The organism is Pseudomonas sp. FP603 (assembly GCF_030687415.1).
In the GTDB taxonomy this organism is placed as follows: domain Bacteria; phylum Pseudomonadota; class Gammaproteobacteria; order Pseudomonadales; family Pseudomonadaceae; genus Aquipseudomonas; species Aquipseudomonas wuhanensis.
Map to the genome: position 1 here is coordinate 4,754,972 of NZ_CP117431.1, position 26,055 is coordinate 4,781,026.

The 26,055-nt window shown below is 59.3% G+C and carries 25 protein-coding genes; 12 read left to right on the top strand and 13 right to left on the bottom strand.

The window, feature by feature from the left end; genetic code table 11:
* Positions 1 to 38: 38 nt before the first annotated feature.
* Entirely contained in the window at positions 39 to 557 is a 519-nt protein-coding gene (locus PSH65_RS22035; protein ID WP_305422326.1) for a cupin domain-containing protein, read from the bottom strand.
* A 212-nt stretch (positions 558 to 769) separates the two neighbouring features.
* Complete coding sequence (locus tag PSH65_RS22040; RefSeq protein ID WP_305422327.1) at positions 770 to 1,588, bottom strand: shikimate 5-dehydrogenase; 819 nt, start codon at positions 1,586 to 1,588, stop codon at positions 770 to 772.
* Between the two features lie 239 nt (positions 1,589 to 1,827).
* On the opposite strand from PSH65_RS22040, the gene PSH65_RS22045 reads away from it, so the two are divergent.
* From PSH65_RS22045 to PSH65_RS22055, 3 genes are all read left to right on the top strand, one after another.
* Entirely contained in the window at positions 1,828 to 2,202 is a 375-nt protein-coding gene (locus tag PSH65_RS22045) for a hypothetical protein (RefSeq protein ID WP_305422329.1), read from the top strand.
* A 192-nt stretch (positions 2,203 to 2,394) separates the two neighbouring features.
* Positions 2,395 to 2,589, top strand: a complete 195-nt coding sequence (locus PSH65_RS22050) for a hypothetical protein (RefSeq protein WP_003179723.1) — start codon at positions 2,395 to 2,397, stop codon at positions 2,587 to 2,589.
* Between the two features lie 101 nt (positions 2,590 to 2,690).
* Positions 2,691 to 2,873 (top strand): hypothetical protein, encoded by a 183-nt coding sequence (locus PSH65_RS22055; protein WP_305422331.1) that lies wholly within the window; start codon positions 2,691 to 2,693, stop codon positions 2,871 to 2,873.
* On the opposite strand, the gene PSH65_RS22060 is transcribed toward PSH65_RS22055, so the two are convergent.
* On the bottom strand, positions 2,870 to 3,931 hold the full coding sequence (locus tag PSH65_RS22060) for an AI-2E family transporter (protein WP_305422332.1): 1,062 nt from the start codon (positions 3,929 to 3,931) through the stop codon (positions 2,870 to 2,872). The two genes, PSH65_RS22055 and PSH65_RS22060, sit on opposite strands and share 4 nt — an antisense overlap.
* Positions 3,932 to 4,107: 176 nt before the next feature.
* Between PSH65_RS22060 and yegQ the strand changes: the two genes are divergently transcribed.
* Positions 4,108 to 5,433, top strand: coding sequence for a tRNA 5-hydroxyuridine modification protein YegQ (gene yegQ / locus PSH65_RS22065; protein ID WP_305422333.1), 1,326 nt, complete (start codon positions 4,108 to 4,110; stop codon positions 5,431 to 5,433).
* A 150-nt stretch (positions 5,434 to 5,583) separates the two neighbouring features.
* Here the strand turns inward: yegQ and PSH65_RS22070 are convergent, their stop codons facing one another.
* Entirely contained in the window at positions 5,584 to 6,447 is an 864-nt protein-coding gene (locus tag PSH65_RS22070) for a LysR family transcriptional regulator (RefSeq protein WP_305422334.1), read from the bottom strand.
* Positions 6,448 to 6,543: 96 nt separating this feature from the next.
* Here PSH65_RS22070 and PSH65_RS22075 point away from each other — a divergent pair, with 96 nt between their 5' ends.
* Complete coding sequence (locus PSH65_RS22075; protein ID WP_305422336.1) at positions 6,544 to 7,455, top strand: DMT family transporter; 912 nt, start codon at positions 6,544 to 6,546, stop codon at positions 7,453 to 7,455.
* 143 nt (positions 7,456 to 7,598) lie between these two features.
* Here the strand turns inward: PSH65_RS22075 and PSH65_RS22080 are convergent, their stop codons facing one another.
* A complete protein-coding gene (locus tag PSH65_RS22080; RefSeq protein WP_305422337.1) occupies positions 7,599 to 8,315 on the bottom strand; it encodes a FadR/GntR family transcriptional regulator in 717 nt (238 codons plus the stop codon).
* Positions 8,316 to 8,683: 368 nt separating this feature from the next.
* Here PSH65_RS22080 and PSH65_RS22085 point away from each other — a divergent pair, with 368 nt between their 5' ends.
* Both PSH65_RS22085 and gudD read left to right on the top strand, forming a co-directional pair.
* Complete coding sequence (locus PSH65_RS22085; protein ID WP_305422338.1) at positions 8,684 to 10,030, top strand: MFS transporter; 1,347 nt, start codon at positions 8,684 to 8,686, stop codon at positions 10,028 to 10,030.
* A gap of 25 nt (positions 10,031 to 10,055) precedes the next feature.
* Positions 10,056 to 11,399 (top strand): glucarate dehydratase, encoded by a 1,344-nt coding sequence (gene gudD, locus PSH65_RS22090; protein WP_305422339.1) that lies wholly within the window; start codon positions 10,056 to 10,058, stop codon positions 11,397 to 11,399.
* Positions 11,400 to 11,415: 16 nt separating this feature from the next.
* Here the strand turns inward: gudD and PSH65_RS22095 are convergent, their stop codons facing one another.
* Positions 11,416 to 14,241 carry an AMP-binding protein gene (locus PSH65_RS22095; protein ID WP_305422340.1) on the bottom strand — a complete coding sequence of 942 codons (2,826 nt, stop codon included), beginning with the start codon at positions 14,239 to 14,241 and terminating at the stop codon, positions 11,416 to 11,418.
* A 163-nt stretch (positions 14,242 to 14,404) separates the two neighbouring features.
* Between PSH65_RS22095 and PSH65_RS22100 the strand changes: the two genes are divergently transcribed.
* Positions 14,405 to 15,709: an MFS transporter gene (locus tag PSH65_RS22100; RefSeq protein ID WP_305422341.1), complete on the top strand. Its 1,305-nt coding sequence runs from the start codon at positions 14,405 to 14,407 to the stop codon at positions 15,707 to 15,709.
* A gap of 25 nt (positions 15,710 to 15,734) precedes the next feature.
* Here the strand turns inward: PSH65_RS22100 and PSH65_RS22105 are convergent, their stop codons facing one another.
* Complete coding sequence (locus tag PSH65_RS22105; RefSeq protein ID WP_305422342.1) at positions 15,735 to 16,613, bottom strand: LysR family transcriptional regulator; 879 nt, start codon at positions 16,611 to 16,613, stop codon at positions 15,735 to 15,737.
* 160 nt (positions 16,614 to 16,773) lie between these two features.
* Here PSH65_RS22105 and ampC point away from each other — a divergent pair, with 160 nt between their 5' ends.
* Positions 16,774 to 17,928 carry a class C beta-lactamase gene (gene ampC, locus PSH65_RS22110; RefSeq protein WP_305422344.1) on the top strand — a complete coding sequence of 385 codons (1,155 nt, stop codon included), beginning with the start codon at positions 16,774 to 16,776 and terminating at the stop codon, positions 17,926 to 17,928.
* Between the two features lie 245 nt (positions 17,929 to 18,173).
* Here the strand turns inward: ampC and PSH65_RS22115 are convergent, their stop codons facing one another.
* Positions 18,174 to 18,440: a hypothetical protein gene (locus PSH65_RS22115; RefSeq protein ID WP_305422345.1), complete on the bottom strand. Its 267-nt coding sequence runs from the start codon at positions 18,438 to 18,440 to the stop codon at positions 18,174 to 18,176.
* Positions 18,441 to 18,456: 16 nt separating this feature from the next.
* Positions 18,457 to 18,837: a DUF6124 family protein gene (locus PSH65_RS22120; protein WP_305422347.1), complete on the bottom strand. Its 381-nt coding sequence runs from the start codon at positions 18,835 to 18,837 to the stop codon at positions 18,457 to 18,459.
* 521 nt (positions 18,838 to 19,358) lie between these two features.
* Here PSH65_RS22120 and PSH65_RS22125 point away from each other — a divergent pair.
* Together PSH65_RS22125 and PSH65_RS22130 are read left to right on the top strand one after the other, a co-directional pair.
* Positions 19,359 to 20,726: an AAA family ATPase gene (locus PSH65_RS22125; RefSeq protein ID WP_305422348.1), complete on the top strand. Its 1,368-nt coding sequence runs from the start codon at positions 19,359 to 19,361 to the stop codon at positions 20,724 to 20,726.
* The gene (locus PSH65_RS22130) at positions 20,719 to 21,351 is read left to right on the top strand and encodes a TIGR02646 family protein (RefSeq protein ID WP_305422349.1); all 633 of its coding nucleotides are present in this window, start codon (positions 20,719 to 20,721) and stop codon (positions 21,349 to 21,351) included. The genes PSH65_RS22125 and PSH65_RS22130 overlap by 8 nt, the downstream gene beginning before the upstream one ends.
* A gap of 141 nt (positions 21,352 to 21,492) precedes the next feature.
* On the opposite strand, the gene PSH65_RS22135 is transcribed toward PSH65_RS22130, so the two are convergent.
* A complete protein-coding gene (locus PSH65_RS22135) occupies positions 21,493 to 22,029 on the bottom strand; it encodes a DUF4174 domain-containing protein (RefSeq protein WP_305422350.1) in 537 nt (178 codons plus the stop codon).
* 166 nt (positions 22,030 to 22,195) lie between these two features.
* Here PSH65_RS22135 and PSH65_RS22140 point away from each other — a divergent pair, with 166 nt between their 5' ends.
* Positions 22,196 to 22,564 carry a VOC family protein gene (locus PSH65_RS22140; RefSeq protein WP_305422351.1) on the top strand — a complete coding sequence of 123 codons (369 nt, stop codon included), beginning with the start codon at positions 22,196 to 22,198 and terminating at the stop codon, positions 22,562 to 22,564.
* Positions 22,565 to 22,571: 7 nt separating this feature from the next.
* Here PSH65_RS22140 and PSH65_RS22145 read toward each other — a convergent pair whose 3' ends face one another.
* From PSH65_RS22145 to PSH65_RS22155, 3 genes are all read right to left on the bottom strand, one after another.
* Positions 22,572 to 23,930, bottom strand: coding sequence for an erythromycin esterase family protein (locus tag PSH65_RS22145; protein ID WP_305422352.1), 1,359 nt, complete (start codon positions 23,928 to 23,930; stop codon positions 22,572 to 22,574).
* Between the two features lie 93 nt (positions 23,931 to 24,023).
* Positions 24,024 to 24,809 carry a sulfite exporter TauE/SafE family protein gene (locus PSH65_RS22150; RefSeq protein ID WP_305422353.1) on the bottom strand — a complete coding sequence of 262 codons (786 nt, stop codon included), beginning with the start codon at positions 24,807 to 24,809 and terminating at the stop codon, positions 24,024 to 24,026.
* Positions 24,810 to 25,073: 264 nt separating this feature from the next.
* Positions 25,074 to 25,823: a hypothetical protein gene (locus PSH65_RS22155; RefSeq protein ID WP_305422355.1), complete on the bottom strand. Its 750-nt coding sequence runs from the start codon at positions 25,821 to 25,823 to the stop codon at positions 25,074 to 25,076.
* Positions 25,824 to 26,055 lie beyond the last annotated feature (232 nt).

Here is a 26,055-nt window from a genome sequence, read left to right on the forward strand (position 1 = left end):
AGCTCCCTCGCCACGGGTCCGAGTTGAACCCTGAATGGCTACTCGCCGTCCCAATAATCCACGCCATCGGCCTGCCTGGCGACGGCGACGAAGCCCGAAGCATTGCCCTCGGCATCGACCTTGAAGTCGTCCATCACGACATATTTGCCAGAGTCCGGGTATTCGCAAATGTCCGGCGATTGCTGGCTGCTGACCGCCAGATAGCGCAATTCGCCATTGCTGGTGTTGATGATCTGGTGCGCGGTTTCAGGACCGCCCGCCGGGCAGGCAATCACGTCACCGGCACGGATCGCAAAGCGTTCGGCGCCAAGGCGAACCTCCCCTTCCCCGGCCACTATGTAGAACATCTCCTCGTTGACCCGATGGCTATGAAAAGGACTGCCGCGCATGCCCGGCTCCAGGGCATACAACCGATAACCCAGCTTTTGCGCGCCCAATTGCTGGCCGATGCGGGCAAAGCGTTGTTGATAGCGGCTGGCAGCGTCTCCGGTGGGAGCAAATTCCTCGGGCAGCGGTAAAAGTTCGGCCTGATCCAGGTTGAGAATGGCGGGATGCATGAAAACCTCGGTCACGGTGGCTGGAAAGCAAGTCTGCGCTTGCTGGTGGCCAGTATAGGCGGGAGATGTTCGCGGGCAAGTGAGTGGGGATTGGCAGGAGACCGAGTCGCAACAATCGCGAGCAAGCCCGCTCCCACAAGGTCAGCGCTGAACCTGTGGGAGCGGGCTTGCCCGCGAAGGGGCCGGTACATTCAATAAAAAAATCGGGATGATCAGCCCCGGGCAAACGCCACGGCTTTCTGGAACTGTTCATCGGTCGGCCGCACGCCGGTGTACAACACGAACTGTTCCAGCGCCTGGATGGCAATCACTTCCAGCCCGGTGATCACCCGTTTGCCTTCGGCACGAGCGCGCACGATCAACGGCGTTTCCGAGGGGATCGCAACCACATCGAACACAGTCTCGGCAGCAGCGATGGCTTCAGGCTCAAACGCCAATTGGTCCGCTTCCGGCCCGCCGTTCATGCCGATGGGCGTGACGTTGATCAGCATCTGCGGGCGCTCGCCCCCCAGTTCCGCCTGCCATGAGTAACCCAACGATTCAGCCAAAGCACGCCCGGCGCGCTCGTTCCGGGCCACGATCAGGCCGTTTTTGTAGCCACCATCGCGCAAGGCACTGGCCACAGCCTTGGCCATGCCACCACTGCCGCGCAGGGCAAAAGTCGAACCCTTGGGAACCTGGTGGGTTTCAAGCAACTGGGCGATGGCAATGTAATCGGTGTTGTAGGCCTTGAGGTGACCGTTGGTGTTGACGATAGTGTTGATCGATTGAATAGCCTCAGCCGATGCGTCCAGCTCATCGACCAACGCGATACAAGCTTCCTTGAACGGCATCGACACCCCGCACCCCCGGATTCCCAGGGCGCGGATGCCACCAACGGCACCCGGCAAGTCCTGGCTGCTGAAGGCTTTGTAGTAGAAATTCAGGCCCAGTTGTTCGTATAGATGGTTATGAAACCGCAGGCCGAAATTGCCGGGGCGCCCCGAGAGTGACATGCACAGCTGAGTGTCTCTGTTGGGGTTCATCTGCATTGGAATCTCCTTCAATAGCACTTTCGGATGGACGGGATTAGCCACTCCACCGGTTCTGATTGATCATAAAAGCCAGTCTGCACTGGGCACACAGCCGCAAAGAAGCCGGTACAGACCTTACACAAAATTTACCCAACGGCTGTGCTGATTTTCCAAAAAATGCTGTCTTAGAAGTATCCCCGCGACAACTTGTGTCTATTGCAGACGCGAGCGCCGGGTCGAAGAACCGAGGACTTATCATGATCCGTAAAATCCCCACAGTAGCCTTGCTGATCGGTGCTCTTGCTATCGCAGGGCAGGCAGAAGCAGGTGGTCGTGGTCATGGCGGCTGGGAAGGTCCGGCTGTGTTTGGTGCGATCGTCGGCTCGGCAATCATTGGCTCAGCAATAATCGGCCGCGACCGTCCAGTGTATGTGGAGCAACCGATCTACGTTCAACCACAACCGGTGTACGTGCAACCACCACCTGTTTATTACCAACCGGCGCCGGTCTACGTTCAACAACCGATGTACTACCGCCCGGCACCAATCTATTACGGTCCACCACGTGGCTATGGTCCACCGCGTGGCTATTACGGCCCTCCCCATGGTTATTACCGTGGCGACCGCTGGTAACAGGCTCATCAGGCCCCGCCTCAACAGCGGGGCCTTTTTTGTGGCCGCAGGGCGGGTGAAGTCTGAATAAATCTCGCCAAGGTCGCTGTCGGGACAGTGCCGGCCGGTAAAGTTGGTCATATTTATGTCATGACAGGCCCGCAAGCTTGATCTGTCCATTAACAACAGGTTGATAAAAACAAGGACGACGCCATGCCCACACAAAACCCGCACCGCATTGTCGGCTTGTGCACTTCCAGCAAGGTGTACAACGCACTGACCGAGCTCAAGCATCTGGAAGGCCATCGCAGCGCCAAGTTTCTCTCGCTGCTGGCGGAAAACCTGGTGCGCAAAGGCCTGCTCAACGAGCAGGAAGTTGTGCATATGCTGGACCTGGTGGTGGACTGATCGCCAACACTCATTGGCGTCAATGACGACTATCGAAAGCGTTGATTGTCCGTTCAAGCGTCCGATCCGTAAGGTAGCTCCATAGATTAATGGAGGTACTTATGGCTCAGGTTCAGATCATGTCCGTTATCGGCAGCGCGGTTCCCGCACCACTCAGGGCGCTGGGATTGCTTGCCTGTTGGTATCTGGTGCAGGACGGCGAACCGATCAGCGGCCCGCTCACCTCACTTCCCGCCGCCCAGGCCTTGTCGCAACGTATCGACTCAGGCCAGCTCAGCGCTTAAGGCAGCTGAACCTTGGGCTTGGCATCGATGAAAATCGCCCAGCTCGACACGAACAACGCAGCAATCAACGGCCCGATGACAAAACCGTTCAAGCCGAAAATCGCCAGGCCACCCAGGGTCGAGATAAGGATCAGGTAGTCGGGCATTTTGGTGTCCTTGCCCACCAGCATCGGCCGCAGGACATTGTCCACCAGGCCGATCACAAATACCCCGAACAACACCAGCACCGCGCCCTGCCAGATCGCTCCGCTGAGCAGAAAGTACGCCGCCACCGGGAGCCAGACAATCCCCGCCCCCACCAACGGCAACAGCGACAGAAACGCCATCAACACCGCCCAGAGCAGCACGCTCGGGATGTCCAGATACCAGAAGATAAAACCGCCCAACGCCCCTTGCGTGATCGCCACCACCACATTGCCCTTCACCGTGGCCCGCACCACGCGATTGAACTTGAGTTGCAAGCGGCGCTTCTGGTTATCTTCCAGCGGTATGGCCGCACGTACTTTGCGCGCCAGTTCGGAACCGTCCCGCAGGAAGAAAAACAGCAGATACAGCATGACGAAAAAGCCCACCACGAATTCGAACGTGCCCTGGCCAAAACTGAACGCCTTGGTCGCGACAAACTGGCTGCCTTGCATCGTGCTCTTGATGATTTTTTCACGCAGCCCGGCCAGCTCGCCCATGCCGAAACGATCGAGCAGGTTCTGAACGTACGGCGGCAGGCTTTGCTTGAACTGTGACACATACCCGGCAATATCCAGTTCGCCGCTTTCGATTCTGCTGTACAGCGACGCACCCTCCTGAACCAGCAAGGTACTGATGGTGATCACCGGCAAGATTGCGATCAGCACACAGAGAATCAAGGTGCACAGGGCCGTCAGGTCGCGGGGCCAGCCGAACCTCAACTGCAACTGATGCTGCAAGGGCGCAAACAGAATGCCGAGGATGGCCGCCCAGAACACCGCGCCATAGAACGGCAGCAGAATCCAGACGAAGGCGATGGTCACCAAGGCCAGCAAGACCACCAGCGATTTGTTTTGTAGCTTCGTTTCGTTCATGTCCGATCCATGTCAGTGCGCAAGGAGCGCCGTTGCGCGTACTGATATTTAGTCCGCCATGGTTCGCGCGAGTGCCATTTGTTTGTTCACCAAGCATAGATCCAGATCAATGAACCCCGCGGGCAAGCCGCTTACCCTTGCCGGCTTTTGCGATCGACACTGCCATGACCTGCGCCATGAGACTCATCCCCCCGGAACTGCTCGCCCCTGCCGGCACCCTGAAAAACATGCGCTATGCCTTTGCCTACGGCGCCGACGCGGTGTACGCCGGCCAGCCGCGCTACAGCCTGCGGGTGCGCAACAATGAATTCGATCACGCCAACCTCGCACTCGGCATTGCCGAGGCCCAGGCTCAGGGCAAACGCTTTTATGTGGTGGTGAACATCGCACCGCACAACGCTAAGCTCAAAACTTTCTTGAAGGACCTGGAACCGGTGATCGCCATGGCGCCGGACGCGCTGATCATGTCCGACCCGGGCCTGATCATGCTGGTGCGTCGGCACTTCCCGCACATGCCGATCCACCTGTCGGTGCAGGCCAACACGGTGAACTGGGCCAGCGTCGAGTTCTGGCAGCAACAGGGCTTGAGCCGGATCATCCTGTCCCGCGAACTGTCGCTGGAAGAGATCGCCGAAATCCGCCAGCACGTCCCGGCGATGGAGCTCGAAGTGTTCGTCCACGGCGCGTTGTGCATGGCCTATTCCGGGCGCTGCCTGTTGTCGGGCTACATGAACAAGCGCGACGCCAATCAGGGCAGCTGCACCAATGCCTGTCGCTGGAAATACTCGGCGACGCCGGCCAGCGAAAATCAGCTCGGCGAAATCGTTCAGCAGTTCCCACCCGAACCGACCTTGGGCATCGGCGCGCCGACCGATCAAGTATTCCTGCTGCAAGAGGCCAATCGCCCTGACGAACTGATGCCGGCATTCGAGGATGAACACGGCACCTACATCATGAACGCCAAGGACCTGCGAGCCGTCCAGCACGTCGAGCGGCTGACGCAGATGGGCGTGCATTCATTGAAGATCGAAGGCCGGACCAAATCGCACTTCTATTGCGCGCGCACCACCCAGGTGTATCGCCGCGCGATCGATGATGCGGTGGCTGGCCGAGCGTTTGATCGCAGTTTGATGGCCGATCTGGAGTCCCTGGCCCAGCGTGGCTACACCGAGGGTTTTCTGCGTCGACATGTGCATGACGAATATCAGAATTATCAGAACGGCAGCTCGGTTTCAGAGCGCCAGCAGTTTGTTGGCGAGCTGACCGGCGAACGCCGGGATCGGCTGGCCGAGGTGCGAGTGAAGAATCGCTTTGGCCTGGGCGATCACCTGGAACTGATGACGCCCCAGGGCAACTTCCACTTCGATTTGCATCAACTGCAGAACGTCAAAGGCGAGGCGATTGAAGTGGCGCCGGGGGATGGGCACACGGTGTATTTGCCGATACCGGATGCGGTGGATTTGCAGTTTGGGTTGTTGATGCGGGATGTGGGCGTGAGTTAAAACCCATCACGAACACGACACGAAACCTGTGGGAGCGGGCTTGCACGCGATTGCTGTCTGACAGTCGATATCAATGTTGAATGTTCTGGCCGCATCGCGGGCAAGCCCGCTCCCACAGGGATTGCGTTGACTGACTGGCATTGTGAGTGATCACGCAAACTCCTCGCGCAACATCGCCACAAACGCCTCTCGCGCCGGGTGAACCCCGGCGTTTTCATGCCAGTAAAACAGGTTGTCGATAGCCGTCAGCTCGGGGAATTCATACCCCGCGCACCCCGCCCCTTTGGCGTACTGATCGAAGATCCCTTTGGGCACCAGCGCGACGCCGGCCCCGGCGCTGACGCAGCCGACAATCGCGCCATAACTGGCCAGGCTGACAATCGGCAATGCCTGCCCCTGACGCAACAACCAATGCTCCAGCGCCGCCCGGTAAGGACAACCCTGAGGCCACATGAACACGGTCTTGTCCTGCAAATCCGTGATATCGCGCACCGGCCCCAATGACGTCGAAGCAATCAGCAACAGCTCTTCGCGGTACATCGGCGTGCGCTTGAGGTGTGAGCGCTCGACATCCACCGCGACGATTGCGCCGTCGAGCCGGTGATTGAGTGTGTCATCGAGCAACTGGCCCCAACTGCCGGTGGTCAGTTCCAGGGCAACGCCCGGATAGCGCTTGTGAAACTTGGCCAGTAAACGCGGCAGTCGACCGGTCGCCGACGACTCGATGGCGCCAATGCGCAGCGGCCCGGACGGCTCGGCCGAAGGGTCCAGCGCGCGTTTGGCTTCAGCCGTCAGCGCGAGAATTTTCGAGGCGTAAACCAGAAAGGTCTGCCCCGCCGGGCTGATGCGCAACCCTCGCCCCTCGCGCAGAAACAGCGCGACACCCAGCTCGGTTTCCAGAGATTTGATGCGCGCCGTGATATTCGACGGCACACAGTGCAGCAACTCGGCCGCCCGGGCGATACTGCCGACGTCGGCGACGGTCTTGAACATGCGAATCTGCGCCAGCTCCATACATCACCAAAAGTGAACAATTAACACAGTATAAGTCAGTTGTAGCGAACGATCAGGCTTCCGATACTCGGTTCATACGCCCACAGGTGCCCGACCATGCAGCCACTCACACCCTCCTCTCATCACTCCGTCAAAATCATTCTGGCGATGGCGTTTGCCGTCGGCTGCTGGGGGTATTCCCCGACCGGTATTCATGTCGGTTTGCAGGCCTATGACCCGGGTCATCTGGCGCTGCTGCGGTTTCTGGTGGCATCGATATTCATGGCAGTAGTCGCCGTGTTCCGAGGCATCCACCTGCCGCACATGCGCGACTGGCCGCTGCTGATCGTCCTCGGTTTTTTTGCCGTGAGCCTGCATCACGTCGCGCTGAATTTCGGCCAGCAAGGGATCAGCGCCGGGGCGTCCAGTGTGCTGGCGCAAACCACGCCGTTGTTCAGCACGCTGCTGGCGCGTTTCGTCTTCAAGGACCGGGTGAGCGTCTGGCGCTGGGGCTGCGTGTTTCTGGGTTTGACCGGCGTGGTGATTGTGGTGGCTGGTGATCATGGATTGGGGAGCATCAACGCTCACAGCTTGCTGATCTTGCTGGCGGCTGTGTCCTGGAGTTTCTACTTTGCGTTGCAAAAGCATCAGTCCGGGCGCTACGACGGGTTGACGCTGGTCTGCTACACCGTCTGGTCGGGGACGGCGTTGTTGCTGGCTTATCTGCCGGGACTGGCCAGCGAAATCGTCAGTGCGCCGCTTCATGTGCAATGGGCAGTGGTTGCATTGGGCGTGTTTCCCAGCGCCCTCGCCTACCTGGCCTGGGCCTTTGTGTTGGCTCATGTGGATTTGAGCCGTGCGACGATGACGATGTATTTGATTCCGCCTGCTGCGATGGCAATTGCGTCTGTTGGCTTGGGCGAGCAGCCGACGTTGATGGTGTTGGTGGGTGCGGTGGTGGTGCTGGTCAGTGTGTTGGCGTTGAATCTGGAGCGGCGGTTTTTTGGGATTCAAGTGGCCAGTGCTTGATCGCTAATTGGTGTTGCTGCATCTGGCGCCTTCGCGGGCAAGCCCGCTCCCACAGGGATCGCAGTGTTCACACAATCCGTGTGGGAGCGAGGCTTGCCCGCGAAGAACGATGACTGGATGTCACTGCCCCCCCCCAATCAGAATCAGGCTCCGCCCGTCGAAAAGCGGTCGCGGCTGTTGGTCAGGTGCAACCACATTGCCGCCCGCGCCGCATCCGGATCCTGGCGTTTGATGGCGTTGAGAATCGCCTCGTGTTCGAGGTTGGCGAGTTGCCCGAGCTTGCTCAAATCCGCCGACCCGCGCTCGGCGGCATTGACGCGGGTCCGGGGGATCATGGCGCTGCCCAGGTGCTGCATGATCTCGGTGAAGCACACGTTGCCGGTGGCTTCGGCGATCAGCAGATGAAAGCGTTTGTCCGCCTCGACGCAACTGTCGTTGTTGGCCAACAGGTTTTGATAGTCATCTAGCGCTTCACGCATCTGCGCCAATTGCTGGTCTGTGCGACGAACCGCTGCCAGCGCCGCCGCCTGGGTTTCCAGGCCCATGCGCAACTCCAGAATACTGCGCACGCCCAGCGCGGTATCGACATTCAATCGCAGCCCCTGATCCGGTGCCCGCTCGAGGACAAAAGTACCGATGCCGTGACGGGTTTCCACCAGCCCCGAAGCCTGCAGCTTCGAGATTGCCTCGCGCACCACCGTGCGACTGACGCCATGCTCCTGAACAATCGAGTTCTCCGACGGCAGCTTATCCCCCGGCACCATCTGGCCGAGCAGGATGCTCTGGGTCAGTTTGCTCACCAAATCATGGGCCAGGTTGTGGGCACGCTTGCGGGCGGGTGCATCGATGTCTTCTTGCATGGTGATTTATCCGTAAAGCGGGTATCCGGATCGTAGCACTGCACTCGCTTCTCGGTGACGGGAATCTGAACAAAATGCCGCTCAACTTGTATGACAACACTCAATTATCACACCGTGACAGACGATTTAAACTATCGAATCCAAGTGTTCTATAGCGACGGAAGAAAAAATCACCGACTGAACTAATCCCGACGCAACCCAGCAAATACGCCACACAAAACCAAAACACGAATAAAAACCCTCCCACCTAGCGCCATTTTGTTGAGAGACAGCACTTGTAAGACAAAAAAATCTAGTTGTATGATGTCTATCAACAACGCAGCACCCAGCCACACCCCGCATAAAAATAACGAGTGGGAGAAAAAGCAGTGAATACATCCATATCCGGGATGAACGATGGCGCCGATTCGGTCCTGAAGTCCGCCATCTCAAAAGTGAAACGCCACGTCCTGCCGCTGTTCGTGATCATGTTCATCGTCAACTACATCGACCGTGTGAACATCGGCTTCGTCCGCGCTCACATGGAACATGACTTAGGCATTGGCGCTGCCGCCTACGGCCTCGGTGCCGGTCTGTTCTTCATCGGTTACGCGCTGTTCGAAGTCCCTTCCAACATCCTCCTGCAAAAAGTCGGCGCACGAATCTGGCTGACCCGCATCATGCTGACCTGGGGTCTGGTGGCTTCCTGCATGGCATTCATCCAGAACGAAACCCACTTCTACATCCTGCGGTTTCTACTGGGCGTGGCCGAAGCCGGTTTCTTCCCCGGGGTGATTTATTACTTCACCCGCTGGTTGCCCGGCGTCGAACGTGGCAAGGCGATTGCGATCTTCCTCAGCGGCTCGGCCATTGCGTCACTGATCTCCGGCCCGCTGTCCGGGCTGCTGCTGCAAATCAGCGGCTTGGGCATGCACGGCTGGCAATGGATGTACTTCATCGAAGGCATGTTCTCGGTCGTACTGTGCGTGTTCGTCTGGTTCTGGCTGGACTCCAAACCCCACGACGCCAAATGGCTGACCCGTCCCGAGCAGGACGCGCTGGTCAAAGCCATCGATGACGAACAACGGGCCCGCGAAGCCGCGACCCCGATCAAACCGTCGCTGGGCACGCTGCTCAAGGATCGTCAGATCATCCTCTTCTGCCTGATCTACTTCTTCATCCAGTTGACCATCTATGCCGCGACCTTCTGGCTGCCGAGCATCATCAAGAAGATGGGCGACCTGAGCGACATTCAGGTCGGTTTGTTCAACTCGATTCCGTGGTTGCTGTCGATCGTCGGCATGTACGCCTTCGCCACGTTGTCGGCCAAATGGAAACACCAGCAAGCCTGGGTCGCCGCTGCGCTACTGATCGCTGCCGCCGGGATGTTCATGTCCACCACGGGCGGGCCGATCTTCGCCTTCGTCGCCATCTGCTTCGCCGCGCTGGGTTTCAAATCGGCATCGTCGCTGTTCTGGCCGATCCCCCAGGCGTATCTGGATGCGCGAATTGCTGCTGGCGTAATCGCATTGATCAACTCCGTGGGCAACCTCGGTGGCTTCGTTGCGCCGACCACCTTCGGTCTGCTGGAACAGCACACCGGCTCGATTCAGGGCGGGCTGTACGGCCTGGCCGCGACCTCGATCATCGCCGCGATCATCGTCTTCGCCGCGCGCAATAAACCGAAACCCGCACCTGTGGCTGCCTTGGGCAAACCTGCGCCCCGTCACGCCTGAATACCTGCTTTTTAAGGACATAAAAATGAACGCACAAGAAACCGCAAAAGCCCCGATCATCACCAGCATGCAGGTTGTGCCTGTGGCCGGCCACGATGGCATGCTGCTCAATCTGAGCGGCGCCCACGGCCCGTTTTTCACCCGCAACATTGTGATCCTCAAGGACAACGCCGGCCACACCGGCGTCGGTGAAGTGCCGGGTGGCGAGCGTATTCGCCAGACGCTGGAAGACGCGCGCGCACTGGTGGTCGGCAGCCCGATCGGCACGTACCAGAAGATCCTCAATCAAGTGCGCCAGACCTTCGCCGATCGCGATGCCGGCGGTCGTGGTTTGCAGACGTTCGACCTGCGCATCACCATTCACGCCGTCACCGGTCTGGAAGCCGCTCTGCTCGACTTGCTCGGCCAGCACCTGGATGTGCCAGTCGCTGCCCTGCTCGGCGAAGGCCAGCAGCGCGATGAAGTGAAGATGCTCGGTTACCTGTTTTATGTTGGTGATCGCAACGAAACCGATCTGGCCTACCGCAGCGAACCGGACGCCGACAACGACTGGTTCCGTGTGCGTCACGAGAAAGCCATGAGCGCCGACGCCGTGGTACGCCTGGCCGAAGCCGCCCACGCCCGTTATGGCTTCAAGGACTTCAAACTCAAGGGCGGCGTGTTGAGTGGCGACGAGGAAATCGAAGCGGTCACCGCCCTCGCCGAACGTTTTCCCGATGCGCGCATCACCCTTGATCCGAATGGCGCCTGGTCGCTCAAAGAAGCGATCCGCCTGTGTCGGGATCAGCATCATGTGCTCGCCTACGCCGAAGACCCGTGCGGCGCGGAAAACGGTTACTCCGGCCGGGAAGTCATGGCTGAATTCCGCCGTGCCACGGGCCTGAAAACCGCGACCAACATGATCGCCACCGACTGGCGGGAAATGGGCCATGCGATCCAGTTGCAGTCAGTGGATATTCCTTTGGCCGACCCGCACTTCTGGACCATGCAGGGCTCGGTTCGAGTCGCGCAGATGTGCCACGAATGGGGCCTGACCTGGGGCTCGCATTCCAACAACCACTTCGATATTTCCCTGGCCATGTTCACCCACGTCGCGGCGGCTGCGCCGGGTGAAATCACCGCCATCGACACCCACTGGATCTGGCAGGACGGCCAGCGCCTGACCAAAGCGCCGCTGCAAATCGTCGACGGCTGCGTGCAGGTGCCGAAAAAACCTGGCCTGGGGATTGAACTGGACATGGATCAACTGGCCAAGGCCCATGAGCTGTACAAAGGCATGGGCCTCGGCGCGCGGGATGACAGCGTGGCGATGCAGTTTCTGATTCCGGGGTGGAGGTTCGATAACAAGCGGCCGTGCCTGGTGAGGTAGCCCTCTGGAAGCTCGCCTAACCGGCGTGCCGGGTTCGTTCCGACTCATCCAGGTGTTCCAGCAGCGCCGCTGTCGTCGCATCCCGCAGCTTGATGGCCTCCATCCAGTCCGGTCCTTGCGCCAACAGCGGAGGGCAGACGTTGACGTGGATTGCACCGCGACGCGGGAACCACTGACCGTCGCGCAGTACCCTGCGCGTGCCGCAGATGGCGACCGGCAGCAGCGGCACGCCGGCACGCGCGGCGAGCACGAAGGCGCCCATGTGGAACGTTCGCAATCCTGGCTCGCGGGTGAAGGTTCCCTCGGGGAAGAACACCAGAGGCTGGCCAGTCTGTAACGCCTCGGCCAGGGACTCGGTGTCTGCGGCGCTGCGCTGCAGGTCGAAGCGCTCGACGAAGCGGGCACCGAGTTTGCGCAGGAACCGGCCGGCGATCCACTGGCCAGCCAGTTCGCGCTTGGCAACGAAGCTGAACTGCGGCGGCAGGGCCGCGCAGAGAATGACGCCGTCGAGGTAGCTGGCATGGTTCGCGGCCAGCACGCTCACCGAGGAGGAAGGCAGGTGCTCGAGTCCCGTGACACTGAATGGCACACCCGCCAGGCGCAGGAACAGCCGGGAGGCCATGCGGGTAAAGCTGCGACACCAACGCTGGCGCGGCAGGATCGCGACGGCCAGCCAGGTCAGCGGTGTGACCAGCCAGAACAGCAGCCAGAGGTAAGCGGCATACAACGCGGCGCGGCAGGTCTGCCAGCCGCGACCGAAATGCCCGCGCAAGGCCTGCAACACCAGGCGCAGCAGCTGGCGCCAAACGGCCAGGTGCGGTCGCCCCACTTCGCCGCGCTCATACAGTTCGCGGCTGGCAGCACGGCGAAGCTTTCCGCTGGAGGTTTTCAGCACGCTATGCGGTGGCGCCAGAACGATATCGTCGGGCGCCACACCGGTGAGGTCGAACACGATACGGTTGACCTCCTGCTGCAGCTGTTGCCGCGCGGCAGCGTCCTTCTCGCTGGTTTCCGCCAACACCACCAGGCGCTCGGTGCCGGTGGCCGGCTCCGGACTGCCGAACACCGCGATGCAACCTTTGCGCAGCCCGGGCAGATTGCCGACCGCTGCTTCGACATCGTAGGGATAGATGTTGCGCCCGGCGCGAATGATCAAGTCCTTGGCACGGCCAGTCAGGTAGACCTCACCGCCGGCCATGTAGGCGAAGTCGAGCGAGTCGAACCAGCCATCGCGCAGCACCCGGCGGGTTTCTTCGGGGTTGCGGTAGTAGCCTGCCGAGGTAGATGGCCCGCGAAATTGCAGGTGCCCTTCGCTGCGTTCGGGCAGCTCGATTCCGCTGCCATCGACGATACGAATCTGATGGCCCGGCAGTGGCCGACCGCTGGAGACGAAGCGCAGCGTTGCGCTGGAATCCGCTTCGGCGGGCAGTGCATTGCCATGGGTCTGAAACGCATCGCGCTGTACCCGGTCGATCAGCGGCCCTCGGTCCAGGGGAGGAAAGGCCACGCCCAGCGTGGCCTCGGCCAACCCATAGACCGGCGCCAACGCGGTAGGGGCCAAGCCGTAGCGAACGAAACGTTCGGCGAAGCGCTGCAAGGTCTCCGGGCTGACCGGCTCGGCACCGTTGAAGGCCAGGCGCCAACTGCTCAGATCCAGGCCCTCGAGATCGCCGTCAGCGAGTTTGTTCAGACACAGTTCGTAGGCAAAGTTGGGCGCCGCCGACATCGTGCCGCGGAAGCGGTCGATGGCCCATAACCAACGCGCCGGCCGTGCCAGGAAAGCCAGCGGCGACATCAGCACCAGGCTGTAGCCGTAATACAGGCTGCCCAGCCAGGCACCGATCAATCCCATGTCGTGGTACATCGGCAGCCAGCTGACGAACACATCCTGCGGCCCCACCTTCAGCGCCCTACCCATGGCGCGCAGATTGGCCAGCAGATTAGCGTGGCTGACCATCACTCCCTTGGGCTGGCCAGTACTGCCCGAGGTGTACTGCAGGAAGGCGATGTCATCCGGTTGTCGCACAGGTGTCATGCACTCGCCGCCCTCGCTCAGCTCGGCCACGCTGGCGATGCGCGTCAGACTCGGGACCTGCGGCTGGATCAGCCGGGCAAGCAGCTTGGCCTGCGTCACGGTAATCAGCATTTTGGCCTCGGCGTTGCACAGGATGCCGGCCTGGCGGCGCAGGTGATCCTCGATCTGCGACAAGCGCAGCGGTGGGTAAATGGGCACCGGCACACCACCGGCCAACAGGATGCCGAAAAAGCCATGGAGAAAGTCGCTGCCCGTGGGCAACATCAGAGCCACGGTCTGACCGGCCCGCAAGCCACTGCGTTGCAACCCTGCGGCAACGGCCAGGGCGCCTTGGTGCAAGGCGCCATAGCTGATGTCCTGCGTCTGGTCGCTGTCACCGAGCAGACGCACATGGGGCTGCTGCGGCTGATGGTGCACATGCCACTCCAGCACCTCGATCAAGGTTCGCGCGGTGTCCGGTGTTTGCCCCGTTGCTACCGGGACCTCGCTGGAGGGCAACGGGCGTACCGCCTCGGCGCCAGGCCGGCTGTGCAATACGCGCAGGACATCGGCGGGGGTGTCCGCCGAGGCGAACAGGTTTTCCGGCAAACGCACACCGAATTCGTGCTCGATGCGTGACCACAGTTCGACCCGAGCCAGGCTGTCGATGCCCAGGTCCCGGTCCAGCATGCTGTGCAAGTTGACGTGCAAACCTTCTGCTGCCTGCGGGCGCAACTCGACCACGGTGCGCAGGACAATTTCGAGCAGTTTTTCCGCATCCCCACCGGAAGGGGGAACGGCGCGGTTTTCTGGAGACGGACGGGACATCGGCGGCCCCTCATCACAGGACACTCGGTGCGTAAATCCTTGCCCATTGCCATTATGCGCCTATGGCGGCGAGGCTCAATCCGTAGCAGCCGGACCAGCCTTCGGCATCTGCCCCGGTTTGGGGCTAGGCTCTCAAGGACCCGACGTCTGCAGGGAGATCGCCATGCCAGCCAGCCTTAACCCCGGAGTGACACGCCGAGAAATCTGGGCCTGGGCGATGTTCGATTTCGCCAACTCCGGCTACACGACCGTGGTGATCACCGCCGTGTTCAACGCCTACTTCGTCGCCGTGGTCGCCAAGGGCGAAGCTTGGGGTACGCTCGCCTGGACCAGCGCCATAGCCCTCTCTTACGCCCTGATCATCCTGACCGCGCCGCTGGTTGGCGCCTATGCCGACGCCTTCGCCTGCAAGAAACGCCTGCTGCTGTTCAGTACAATCGGTTGCGTCGTCTTTACCTCTGGACTCGCGCTGGCAGGGCCGGGGGAGCTCGGTGTCGCGATCCTTTTCATCGTGCTATCCAACTTCTGCTTCGGCAGCGGCGAAAACCTGATTGCCGCCTTCCTGCCCGAACTCGCCCGTGAGGATGCCTTGGGCAAGGTATCCGGCTGGGGCTGGGGGTTCGGCTATATCGGCGGCCTGGTCAGCCTGGGCGCCTGCCTGGCCTTCGTCAGCTGGGCCCAGGCGCAGGGCCAGACTGCGGCGCAGTTCGTGCCGGTGTGCATGCTGATCACCGCGTCCTTGTTCGCCATCGCCAGCCTGCCGACCTTCCTGTTCCTGCGCGAACGCAGCCAGCCGCAGCCCGAGCGCGGCGACACGCCTATCGCACAAGCGGTGCTGGCGCGCTTCGCACAGACGCTGCGCGAAGCCGACCGCTATCGCGACCTGCTGCGCTTCCTTGCCTGCACCGTCTGCTATCAGGCCGGTATCTCGGCAGTAATCGCCCTGGCGGCCATCTATGCCAATCAGGTCATGGGCTTCAGTACCCAGGACACGCTGCTGCTGATCCTGGTGGTGAATATCACGGCCTCCATCGGTGCCGTGCTGTTCGGTTGGCTGCAGGATCGCCTCGGCCATCGCGCCACGCTGGCGCTGACCCTGCTGGGCTGGCTCGGCATGGTCGGCCTGATCTGGGTCGCGCGCGGCCCCGAGCTGTTCTGGCTGGCGGCCAACCTCGCGGGTCTGTGCATGGGCGCCAGCCAATCGGCCGGACGTGCGATAGTCGGTCTGCTCGCGCCGCCGACGCGGCTGGCGGAGTTCTTCGGCCTCTGGGGGCTAGCGGTCAAACTGTCGGCAATCCTCGGCCCCATGACTTACGGCCTGACCAGTTGGCTGTCCGGAGGAGACCACCGCCTGGCGATGCTGATTACCGGCAGCTATTTCATTGTCGGCCTGCTGATCCTCGCCGGCGTCGACCTGGAGCGCGGGCGGCAGGTAGCTGTCAGCCCTGCCGAGCGTCTCGAAAAGTGAATCTCCCACAGGAGTGGCATTCACGCTAGCACCTCTGTGCCGCTTGCAGCAGCCACCCCCGGAACGCCGCCATCGCCGAGGTTTCGGGGCGCGACTGCAAGCGGGTCAGCCAGTAGCTGCCCGTGGTGATCGCGATGGCGAAAGGTTGCTGGATCGCATCCGCGGCCAATTGCCGGGAGAACATCAACGGCGGCGCCAAGGCAACGCCTGCCCCTTGCAGTGCCGCTTCCATCATCGCCAGCGAGGAATCGAAGACGATGCTGCGTGGCGGTGCTGCATGGGTTGAAAGCCCTGCCGCCTGGAACCACTCTGGCCACTCGTCCGTGCGATAGGAGCGCAACAGTGTTTGCTGCAACAGATCGGCTGGCGTGTGCAGTTGCCGGGCGATCTCTGGAACGCAAAGAACCGACAACGGTGCCTCGATCAACCGCACCGCTTCGATCCCGTGCCACGCTCCCGCGCCAAAACGAATGGCGTAATCCAGGCCTTCGGCGGCCACATCCACCCGGTTGTTGTTGGTCGACAGGCGCAAATCTATGAACGGATGTTTCTTCTGAAAGTCCGCCAACCGCGGCAACAGCCAGCCCACCGCGAAAGTCCCCACGGCGCCCACCGTCAGCACTTCGCGAAAATGCCCGCCCTCGAAACGCTCCAGGGTTTCGGCGATCCGGTCGAAGGATTCGCGTAACACCGGCAGCAGGGTTTCCCCTTCGCTGGTCAGCATCAGGCCGCGGGGCAGGCGTTTGAACAAGGTCACGTTAAGCTGGGCCTCAAGGCTTTTGACCTGATGACTCACCGCTGCCTGCGTGACACACAACTCCACCGCCGCCCGGGTGAAACTCAAATGGCGCGCCGAAGCCTCGAAAGCGCGCAGCGCATTCAGCGGCAGTTGAGGTCGAATCATGCCCACTCCCAAAATTTTCTAATGGCTCATCCGAAATATCGTCGTTTGTCGGTCTTCGGCAAACTGACTAGATTTAGCCCGCCCAGTAGCGGACCGACTTGGAAAACCGCTCGGAGTGTAGCGGTTTACACCACGAACAATCATGGAAAGTGGCTCAATCATGTCTAAAAAAAATCAGAAAAAACCAGTGTTCTACAGCGCTTTTGCACTTCTCCTCGGCGTCAGTCACAGCTTTGCTGACGACCGCATCGAAGCCGTCGTGAAAGCCGCCATCGAACCAGTGATGCAGCGACAGCAGATCCCTGGTGTCGCAGTCGCAATCACCGTCAACGGCCAGCCGCATTACTTTAACTACGGCGTGGCCTCGAAAGAAAGCGGCAAGGCAGTCACCCAAGACACCCTGTTCGAGATCGGTTCGGTGAGCAAAACCTTCACCGCCACCCTCGCCGCCTACGCCCAGGCGAGCGGCAAACTGTCCCTGTCGGAAAGCGCCAGTCAGGTTCTGCCGACATTGCATGGCAGCGCGTTCGACAACATTAGCGTGCTGCAACTCGGCACCTACACCGCCGGTGGCCTGCCGCTGCAATTCCCCAGCGAGGCAGACCATCGGGACAAGATGCTTGGTTACTACAAACAATGGAAACCGACCTACGCCGCTGGCACTCATCGTCAGTATTCAAACCCCAGCCTTGGGTTGTTCGGCTATCTGGCGGCCCACAGCATGGGTGCGCCGTTCGATACGCTGATGGAAAAAACCTTGCTGCCCAAACTCGGCCTCAAGCACAGCTACCTCAAGGTACCGAAGGATCAGATGGGGCTTTACGCTTGGGGTTACGACAAAAACGACAAACCTGTGCGGGTCGGGCCGGGCGCACTGGATTCTGAAGCGTATGGCGTGAAAACCAGCGCTTCGGACCTGCTTCGTTATGTTGAGGCGAACATGAATCCCGCGTCACTGGAAAAGCCCTTGCAGCAAGCCATCGCCACCACTCACACCGGTTACTACAAGGTCGGCGAGATGACTCAAGGGTTGGGATGGGAGTTCTACAACTACCCGGTAACGCTCGATACATTGCTGGCGGGTAACTCGTCGCAGATGGCGATGGAAGCCCATGCCGTCCAACCGCTGAACCCGCCGCAATCCCCACGCGATAATGTTCTGATCAACAAAACCGGCTCAACCGGCGGCTTCGGCGCCTACGTCGCCTTTATCCCGGCCAAAGACATCGGCATCGTGATCCTGGCCAACAAAAACTACCCGAACGCCGAGCGAGTCAAAATCGCTCACACAATATTAAGTGCGCTGACCGAATAATCCCGACAACCCATTAAGGCTGGGCAGCCACTCCCTGTGGCGAGGGAGCTTGCTCCCGCCGGGGCGCGTAGCGGCCCCAACTCTGCCACCACGGAAATCCCGATAGAACGCAGGCGGCTGTTTTGCGACTGCTGCGCAGCCGAGCGGGAGCAAGCTCCCTCGCCACAATGGGCGGTTAGATTCCAGATTTCTGGCGGTAAATAAAATGGGCGACCTGTTGAGGTCGCCCATTTTCGTTACTGCCTTTAAACCTGTGCCTGCAATCGTCGCCCGATCACATCCATCAAATCACAACCGTCGCGCAGCGGAATTGCCAGCACCCGCGCGAAATCCTGCAACAGCAATGCATCGCGGCCAATCCCCTCGCCGATGGAAAGGGTTTCCAATAGCTGAGTCACGCTTCTGATGCGATAGGCCGCCGTGTCATGCAACACATCCACGGGTGCTTCGGTATCAATCAGCAACGACGGGATATTGCAGTCGATGCCCGTAATCGGCATGTATCGAGCCATAACTGAGCCTCCCTGATCATTGTTGAGTGTTTGGCTGAACGGAAGGCGCGCCTTCGGGCGGATCGATAGTGTCCAGTGCGCGGTTCACCAGCAATTCGGCTACCACCGCCAACTGCTGAATCGACAGCGCCACGTTACGGTTGGAGCTTTCCAGCTTGCAGGCCAGATCCGTGACCAAGACATTCAGGGACGCGAGGGTTTCGCAGGCGTGGCTTAGCAGGGTTTCTGTGTCGACGCCGGGGACAATGGTGAAGATATGGCTGATCGGGTCAGCGTGGTTGGGGTTACGCAAGCGAGCGCTGACGGCGGGTTCGGTGATTTCAGATAGTGGAACGGGATCGAGGGGATCGAGGGGATCGGATGGGGATTCGGGGGGATTGGGAGTAACTTTCTTCATATGTAAAGCTCCATTAACAATTTAGGAAAACTGCCAATCTCACTTCCACATGAGGGTGACAGCTGTACGCAGGTGTGGAAGACCAGGGGGAACCTACCAAAACCCGGCGCACTCGAAAGTGCCCCGCGTACAGCCGCCATAACGCGGCAATGTTGACATAAAAAATGTCGCCATGCGCTTTACGAGCGTTGGTAGGTGTCTCTGACCACCGGACTTCCACATCCGACCGCTGATTTTGCAGCGGCTGGAGAAGGTTATCGGCATGCTCGCCACCGCACCAGTTCATGAAGTGCTCTGCGTTTTGCAGGAAATTTCCGACGCAATTGAAGGCCTTTGCCCAACTCATTTTCATGGGCATACACTGCAACTAACTTTTTATTGATGACCGTTGTGATGCGACCGAAACCGTTGTATCTAATGGGCCTCCCAAGCTCCCGAACGGCATCGGATCAATCCGTCGCCGGGAATGACATAATGCGCGCTCAAGCCTGCACACCGACTGACCGCCAAAGGGCGCTGTAATGGAAATCAAAAAATTCAAGCTCACGGATGTCGGTCGATTCACCGATTTGGACATTCAGTTGGCCCCCACCGCCAAACATCCCTCGAACGTGACAGTTCTGGTGGGAAACAACGGTGCCGGGAAAACCACGCTTCTAAAGTCGCTAGCCATCTCACTGAGCTGGTTGGTGGCCAGAATTCGTACCGAGAAGGGTAATGGCAGTCACATTGCAGAAGAGGATGTTCGAAACGGCGCCTCATCCGCCTCTATTTCGATTGCTGTAAAAGACGACTCTCTGGCAAACCCTAATAATCCCGATGCTGATCCTGAGGATGCTCTATTCCAATGGACCGTTACTCGATCCAGACAGGGTCGAAAAACAGATGCTCACAGCTCTCTGGTTGACGCCAGCCGTCTTGCGGATGTTTACCGGGATGAATTGACCGTTATTGAAAAGGCATCTCTTCCACTGATTGCGTACTATCCGGTTGAGCGTTCGGTACTGGAAATTCCTTTAAAGATCCGAACCAAGCATACCTTTGATCAACTTGACGGCTATGACAATTCGTTGAATAGGGGTGTCGATTTTCGGCGTTTCTTTGAATGGTTTCGCGAGCGCGAGGACAGTGAAAATGAAACCGGCGTGTCCAGCACCGCCTTGTCCGAAATCTCCGAAAAGTTTGGAAAGGACAGTGACATTTGGAAAACGCTTTCCCAGTTGAAGGCATCCTCTCGTGATCGTCAGTTGACGGCGGTTCGCACTGCAATCGCAGCCTTCATGCCTGGCTTCAGCAATTTGAGAGTAAAGCGTAAGCCACGGTTGCACATGGCCATCGATAAAGGCGGAGCCACGTTAAATGTGTCTCAGCTGTCGCAGGGTGAAAAGTCCATGATGGCGTTGGTCGGAGACATCGCACGCCGATTGGCAATGATGAATCAATCGCTGGAAAACCCTTTACACGGTGACGGAATCGTACTGATTGATGAAGTCGACTTACACCTGCACCCCAAATGGCAACGCAGTCTGATCCGACAACTGAGTGAAACATTTCCTAATTGCCAGTTTGTACTGACAACTCACTCTCCACTCGTCATCAGCGACGCAAAAGATGTGCTGTGCTACGTACTGGATGATGGGGAGCTACAAGAGCGCGACGGCCTTTATGGCCTTGATGCCAATCAAGTTCTGTTGAGCGTCATGGACACCGATGTTCGTAACAGCGAGGTACAGCGAAGACTGAATCGATTGCTTGAGCGCCTGCAGGATGGTGACTTGGACGAAGCCAGGAAATTGTTTTCCGAGCTGTCACTGGAGCTTTCAGACGGTCATCTGGAGTTGGCGAAGGCCGCACTGTTGATCCGCAAACTGGAGTTGCGTCGTGCGTAAGATCAACAAGGGTATTGAGCCGGAGGCGCTGACTCGATGGAAGCGCTTGAACAGCACATTACGTTACCGGGATTTGCCCGTTGAAGAGAGTCGGTCCATTCGCTCAGCGTGTATCTCGGAACAGTACGGCTTATGTGCGTATTGCTGCCAGGCAATCACGATTGACGACGCTCATAACGAGCATATTGAGGCCCAGGATCGCGCGCAAAATCGCACTTTAGACTTATCCAACATAGTCGCAAGTTGCCAACGCGCCCATCAATGCGGCCACGGTCGAGGCACGCGAGCACTGCCACTGACGCCTTTGATGGATGAATGCGAAACCGAGCTGAAGTTCTATCTGTCTGGTCTGGTAAAGGGGCATACCGACCGAGCCAATACTTCCATTGAGGCGTTGAATCTGGGTCATACCGAGGAAAGCAATCGTGGTCTTGTCGGTGCACGTAAAACTCTGGTTGATGCGTTGATTTATACCCAGAACCTGCCACCCGACGAGTTGCAGTATGAGGACGAAGATTTCTTGGGCTTACTTCTGGAGGACTTGCAAACGCCTGATGCCGGCCTCCTGCAGCCCTTCTCACCCGTATTAGTTAATGTAATTCGTCATTTGCTGGCTCGACCTTAGAACAATCAGGAACGTCTACCAGAGGGTTGAGGAGGTTGAAAACCACTTCAGCCATTTTCGACACATCTTCTGGAAGAAGGAGTAATCCCCCGCACAGTCACCCCTCCTACCTGAGAAAATCACCACAGGGTTCAGTGCAATTCAATCGTCCGGCATTTCAGGCGGTTTGGCGGGTTTCGCCGGTTTGCCTTTGGCGCCTTTGGCCGGCGGGACTTCAGCCACCGGCGCTGGCACCGGTACCGTGGCTTCCTTCTCGGAAGCCGGCAACTGGTCGATGGCGCTGAAGATCTCTTTCAACTCGACCGCATCCGATTGCTCAAGCTTCTTTTCACCATCCTTGCCGATCAGGATGATTTTGCTCTTCGCCCCGGCGCCCAGCTTGAGCGAGCGGATCAGCGCCATCGTCGTTTGCGGGTCGAGGTCTTTGCCGTCGCGCTGACCCATCGTATTGATCACGGTATACAGCACCATGTTTCGCTCGGTGAAGCCCTTGCGACTGGCGGGTTCATCCAGCGATTTTTTCAGGTTGACCCAGGTGGGGTCGACCGAACTGGGCGCGATGACAATCAGGGGGCGGGCCCTGCCCACGTCTTTAACCAGAGGGGAATCGTCATCGGCGGCGAACAGGGGGCCGACGAAAGCCAGCAGAGTAGCCAGGGTCAAAGACCTGATGAGCATGCGCATCTCCTTTTGATATCCACGCTCTAATGATTGCGCATCGCGGCGAACGTTCCGGGTGACGCACCGTATTTGTGTTTCGCCTTGCCCCAAGCTTAGGTCAGGGCGGTCATTGCGCAACAGCCTGAGCTAATCTCATAACTGATTCACCGTGAGGGTTGATCCAATGAGCGCTCAGTTGAACCACACCATCGTCTGGTGCCGTGACAAACAGGTGTCGGCGCGCTACCTGACCGACCTCCTCGGCCTGCCCGATGCCGAGCCGTTCGGACCGATGCTGGTGGTCAAGTTCGATAACGGGGTATCACTGGACTTCTACAACAACGACCCGCCCATCGCGTCCCAGCACTATGCGTTCTTGATCGGCGACGAAGACTTCGATGCAGCGTTCGCTCGCCTGCAAGCGCTCAATCAGCCCTGGTGGGCCGATCCGGGCAAGCAACGGCCGAACGAGATCAATGATTACAGCGGTGGCCGGCGGGTGTATTTCGATGACCCGGACGGGCACCTGCTGGAGATTTTCACCCGGGAATAGATACCCGTCATATACCAAACGGAAAGGTGTCTTCCTCATGCTCCATGAATTCAGGCGCTGGCAATGGCGAGACCGCGTGGGTTTTTTCGATCCAGACGAATGCGTCGAATTGCTCCGCCAGCACGGCCTGAAAGTAATGGCTCTGGCGCTCGGTTCTGGGTCGATAGATGACGCCGATGGCACGCTCAAGTAACGGCTCGGCCAGTACGTCCAGCAATTCCTCGCTCGGTGACGTCCGCCAGTCGAGCAATGCTGCGGGGACGCCGGCCTGGAGAAACAGCTGCTCCCAGCTGTCGGCCAATGCCGGGTTCACCTGTTTGACCTGCATCGGCTCATCCCAGTCATCGGCGGCAGCGACGGTGCCGTGGTCGGTGCCCATGCCGATCAGCACCGCTTGTGAGCCGTAGGCCGTGCGGCACAACTGCCCGATGTTGAACTGCCCTTCCCAACCCATTTGCGTGGCGGCGGCGTTACCGATGTGTGAGTTATGCGCCCACACCACCGCTTTGGCGCCTGCCCCGCGATGCGCCATCAGGGTTTGCAAGGTGTCGAACATGTGCCGGTCACGCAGGTTCCACGAGGCGGTCGAGCCGCGGTACATGGCGCGGTAATACTGCTCGGCGGCCCGCACAACGCGGGCGTTCTGGGTGGCGCTGAAAAACGCCTCGTCGTCGGCCACCATCGGGTCGAGCCGTTCGCCCAGCAGCACATTCAATTGCTCGACCACTGCATCCTCGCACGTGGCCAGGTTGCCCCGCTCGGCGAAATGACCGTACAGCGCCGGGTCGTCATGCCACGGCGTCAGGCAGCTGTAGCGATGTCGAGCTTCTTTTGCCAGCTGTGGGTCGGTCTTATCGAGATAGCTCAGTACTTCGTCGATGGAGTGACGCATGCTGTAAACATCCAGCCCCCGAAACTCCACACGCTGCTCGGGCGTCAGCCCGCGGTTATGGTGGTGCAGCCAGCGGGTAAAGGTCTGCACGGCCGTGTTGCGCCACATCCAGGTGGGGAATCGGGCGAAGGCCTGTTTTTTCCAGGCGGAGCGGCCCAGGTCACGGACGCATCGGTCAATCTGGCCGGCATCGGGCCAGTCGGCTTCGACCGCGACGATGCCGAAGCCGTGCTGCTCGATCAGGCGGCGGGTGATCGCTGCCCGGGTCTGGTAGAAGTCCTGGGTACCGTGGCTGGCTTCGCCGATCAGCACCACGCTGGCATCGCCAAAGCGGTCGAAGAGTTTGCCGAATTCAGGTGAGTCGAGTGCAGGCAACGGCTCGGCATGACGGCGCAGCACCTCGGCCGCGTTGCCGGGTGGCTCGTCGCGGGGACGGCGGAACCGTCGCAGAAGATCGTTTACGGGGCTGTTCATGGCCATCATGACCTCATCTGAACGTGGTCATAGTTTTGACTACGTCAGCGAGGGCATGATTCCGCTAAATTCAGTGATCTATACGGTGCCGGATCAGAACGCCAGCTTGTAGCCGATCAGCACCAGCATCGTGGCCAGGCATGGTCGCAGCAGTTCGTCGGAGATACGCCCGGTCAAGTGGCTGCCCAGGTAAATCCCCGGCAGCGAACCGACCAGCAAGTAGCCCAAAATGTGCCAATCCATGTTGCCCATGCTCGCATGGCCCAGGCCGGCGACCAGGGTCAGGGGCACCGCGTGAGCGATTTCGGTGCCTACCAGGCGGCGGGTAGGCAGCATCGGGTACAGAATGAACAACGCTACTGTGCCCAGAGCGCCAGCGCCGATGGAGGTCAGGGCCACCATGGTGCCCAGGACCAATCCAGTGATGACGGTCAGTGCATTCAAGCGGGGACCGCTAGGATTGTAGTGGCCGCCCGCCCGTTTGTGGGCGAAATCGAGCAAGCGCTTCTTGAAGAAAATCGCCAGCGCCGTGGCGAACAATACGAAGCCCAAGGCCTGTTTGATGACGGCGTTCATCGCATCGGGCGAAGTCTGCAAAGTGCTCAGGAACCACAGCGTCAGCGCCACTGCCGGCACGCTGCCGAGGGTCAGCCAACCGGTGATCGCCCAGTCGATGTTTTTGTTCTTGCGATGAACCAGCACGCCACTGGATTTGGTAATGGCCGCGTACAGCAAGTCCGTGCCCACCGCCGTGGCCGGGTTGACGCCGAACCACAACAGAATGGGGGTCATCAACGAACCACCCCCGACGCCGGTCATGCCGACAATAAAGCCGACCACCAGACCTGCAACGACCAACCCGAAATTACCGAATTCCATTAATACGCCCAGAAAATCGCAGGGAAATAACCGGTTCGCAGCATAGCGATTTTTCTTATAACCAGTTATATCGATGCGATCTATATTTATATCAATTTGTCGGTTGGAACGACGTTCTCCCCCTTCAACACAATCCCCCTGTGGGAGCTGGCTTGCCTGCGATGGCATCAACTCGGTTCGACGTTAAATCGAGCCGGCTGCATCGCAGGCAAGCCAGCTCCCACAAAAGCTCATCTCCACAAGGGATTGGGTTTACGGCTCGAATTACTGCACCGGCAAGAAATTCAGGAACAGCAAACTCTGGGCGTAGTTGAGGCCGATCCGTCGGTAGCGTTCGTCGAGCATTTGGGTCAGCAGGTCCAGCCGCGCGACGATCTTGCCGAACTCCACGGCGAAGCTCAGGTTGCTGCCCTCCTCCGAGATTTCGTTGGAAAACAGCAACGGTTCGCCTTGTTTGTTTTGCCGCTGACTCAAGATCCAGGTGGCTTTCTCGATGTTGCGCGCGGCATTGCTGACGAAGGTCGGGTTGATCGCATCCGTCATGTAGAACTCCAGCCGATTGCCGTGGGCGGTGACCAGCATGCTGCCGATGGCATAGATAAAGGCACCGACCCGATCGCCGAGAAATTCCGGACTCATGGCATAGCTCAGCGCGGCGAGGTCTTTTTTGCCGCCGAGAGTGGGTAGCGGCTGTTGCTGTTCGATGGCCATGCGCACTTGTTTTTCCGCGGTGCCGACATCGAGGAAGCCGGATTTTTTCAGTTCCTCCGGGTTGCGCAGGTAGAGCTTGTTCATCAGCAGGTAAAGGCTTTCGAGGTTGTCGCGCATCGTCAGAGTCGCCATGCGGTCGACGCTGGTCTGGAGGAATTCCTGGGGTTTGCCGTTGCGAAACTGGCTGACGATATCGTTACCCGGTTGATGGCTGCAGCCACTGGCGAAGAGCAGCGACAAGCTAATCAACAGCAAGCAATGACGACGAATTTGCAGGGTAAAACGGGGTAAAACTCGAGCCATGGGTTCTTGAACTTGGGCATGGGCCGGCGGTGGGGATCGCCGCGGGCTGGCCAAGGATAGAACCGCGAAAGCTGAAAAAGTGCAGTGCCGGTGGTCTGTAAACGCGGGCCACCGTGAAAGCCGCCCCTCATTAGTAATACTTTTAATTGCAACACTGCATGGATAAGCTATAAATCCTTCCTTGATCGCGTTAATACTCGATTATTAGTATGACTACTTCTCACAAAACAAC

What these genes read in the sequence shown, in the direction of transcription:
- PSH65_RS22035 (WP_305422326.1), bottom strand. Translation starts at nt 557, where the DNA reads ATGCATCCCGCCATTCTCAACCTGGATCAGGCCGAACTTTTACCGCTG.
- PSH65_RS22040 (WP_305422327.1), bottom strand. Translation starts at nt 1,588, where the DNA reads ATGCAGATGAACCCCAACAGAGACACTCAGCTGTGCATGTCACTCTCG.
- PSH65_RS22045 (WP_305422329.1), top strand. Translation starts at nt 1,828, where the DNA reads ATGATCCGTAAAATCCCCACAGTAGCCTTGCTGATCGGTGCTCTTGCT.
- PSH65_RS22050 (WP_003179723.1), top strand. Translation starts at nt 2,395, where the DNA reads ATGCCCACACAAAACCCGCACCGCATTGTCGGCTTGTGCACTTCCAGC.
- PSH65_RS22055 (WP_305422331.1), top strand. Translation starts at nt 2,691, where the DNA reads ATGGCTCAGGTTCAGATCATGTCCGTTATCGGCAGCGCGGTTCCCGCA.
- PSH65_RS22060 (WP_305422332.1), bottom strand. Translation starts at nt 3,931, where the DNA reads ATGAACGAAACGAAGCTACAAAACAAATCGCTGGTGGTCTTGCTGGCC.
- yegQ (WP_305422333.1), top strand. Translation starts at nt 4,108, where the DNA reads ATGAGACTCATCCCCCCGGAACTGCTCGCCCCTGCCGGCACCCTGAAA.
- PSH65_RS22070 (WP_305422334.1), bottom strand. Translation starts at nt 6,447, where the DNA reads ATGGAGCTGGCGCAGATTCGCATGTTCAAGACCGTCGCCGACGTCGGC.
- PSH65_RS22075 (WP_305422336.1), top strand. Translation starts at nt 6,544, where the DNA reads ATGCAGCCACTCACACCCTCCTCTCATCACTCCGTCAAAATCATTCTG.
- PSH65_RS22080 (WP_305422337.1), bottom strand. Translation starts at nt 8,315, where the DNA reads ATGCAAGAAGACATCGATGCACCCGCCCGCAAGCGTGCCCACAACCTG.
- gudD (WP_305422339.1), top strand. Translation starts at nt 10,056, where the DNA reads ATGAACGCACAAGAAACCGCAAAAGCCCCGATCATCACCAGCATGCAG.
- PSH65_RS22095 (WP_305422340.1), bottom strand. Translation starts at nt 14,241, where the DNA reads ATGTCCCGTCCGTCTCCAGAAAACCGCGCCGTTCCCCCTTCCGGTGGG.
- PSH65_RS22100 (WP_305422341.1), top strand. Translation starts at nt 14,405, where the DNA reads ATGCCAGCCAGCCTTAACCCCGGAGTGACACGCCGAGAAATCTGGGCC.
- PSH65_RS22105 (WP_305422342.1), bottom strand. Translation starts at nt 16,613, where the DNA reads ATGATTCGACCTCAACTGCCGCTGAATGCGCTGCGCGCTTTCGAGGCT.
- ampC (WP_305422344.1), top strand. Translation starts at nt 16,774, where the DNA reads ATGTCTAAAAAAAATCAGAAAAAACCAGTGTTCTACAGCGCTTTTGCA.
- PSH65_RS22115 (WP_305422345.1), bottom strand. Translation starts at nt 18,440, where the DNA reads ATGGCTCGATACATGCCGATTACGGGCATCGACTGCAATATCCCGTCG.
- PSH65_RS22120 (WP_305422347.1), bottom strand. Translation starts at nt 18,837, where the DNA reads ATGAAGAAAGTTACTCCCAATCCCCCCGAATCCCCATCCGATCCCCTC.
- PSH65_RS22125 (WP_305422348.1), top strand. Translation starts at nt 19,359, where the DNA reads ATGGAAATCAAAAAATTCAAGCTCACGGATGTCGGTCGATTCACCGAT.
- PSH65_RS22135 (WP_305422350.1), bottom strand. Translation starts at nt 22,029, where the DNA reads ATGCTCATCAGGTCTTTGACCCTGGCTACTCTGCTGGCTTTCGTCGGC.
- PSH65_RS22140 (WP_305422351.1), top strand. Translation starts at nt 22,196, where the DNA reads ATGAGCGCTCAGTTGAACCACACCATCGTCTGGTGCCGTGACAAACAG.
- PSH65_RS22145 (WP_305422352.1), bottom strand. Translation starts at nt 23,930, where the DNA reads ATGAACAGCCCCGTAAACGATCTTCTGCGACGGTTCCGCCGTCCCCGC.
- PSH65_RS22150 (WP_305422353.1), bottom strand. Translation starts at nt 24,809, where the DNA reads ATGGAATTCGGTAATTTCGGGTTGGTCGTTGCAGGTCTGGTGGTCGGC.
- PSH65_RS22155 (WP_305422355.1), bottom strand. Translation starts at nt 25,823, where the DNA reads ATGGCTCGAGTTTTACCCCGTTTTACCCTGCAAATTCGTCGTCATTGC.